Raw genomic sequence first — 657 nt, forward strand, 5'->3', positions numbered from 1 at the left:
TAGAATTTTACCTAATAGAAAAAAAGTCACCAAGGTATTTTAATGTCATGGCAAAAAACGGTCTTGATAAATGGTTCGCTCAGAAATGGGTAGACATAGGAAGTAAAAAGAAAGATGGTTCTTTCTCAAAGTGTGGAAGATCAAAACAAAAGAAAGATGCAAAACGTAAATATCCAAAATGTGTTCCTCTTGCAAAAGCAAGACGTATGACGGAAAGCCAAAGAAGATCTGCTGTAAAAAGAAAAAGATCAGTTGCACAAGGTGTAGGTGGTAAACCAACTAATGTAAAAACTTTTACTAAAAGAGCAAAAGCAATGGGTGGTGGATTCATGGCTAGACGTATGGGTATGATGTAATGCGAAAAAGAGATAGACAACCACCAAAAACTAAAAAGTATTTCAGATCTACAAAATCTGGAGCAGGGATGACTAAAGCTGGGGTCGCCCGATATAGAAGAGAAAATCCTGGCTCTAAACTAAAAACAGCGGTCACTGGCAAAGTCAAACCAGGATCTAAAGCTGCTAAAAGACGTAAATCATTTTGTGCNAGATCACTTGGACAAATGAAAAAATTTCCTAAAGCTGCCAAAGATCCTAACTCAAGACTAAGACAGGCTCGCAGAAGATGGAAGTGTTAATATGAGAAAAGCAAAAATGG

The 657-nt window shown here is 37.2% G+C and carries 2 protein-coding genes; both read left to right on the forward strand.

The window, feature by feature from the left end:
- On the forward strand, positions 1 to 356 hold a 356-nt coding region (locus tag A3712_RS14555; RefSeq protein WP_231891816.1), incomplete at its 5' end, for a hypothetical protein.
- Positions 357 to 424: 68 nt separating this feature from the next.
- Positions 425 to 637 (forward strand): DUF6321 domain-containing protein, encoded by a 213-nt coding sequence (locus A3712_RS28340; RefSeq protein ID WP_231891817.1) that lies wholly within the window; start codon positions 425 to 427, stop codon positions 635 to 637.
- Positions 638 to 657 lie beyond the last annotated feature (20 nt).

The organism is Vibrio sp. HI00D65 (assembly GCF_001635455.1).
Taxonomy (GTDB): domain Bacteria; phylum Pseudomonadota; class Gammaproteobacteria; order Enterobacterales; family Vibrionaceae; genus Vibrio.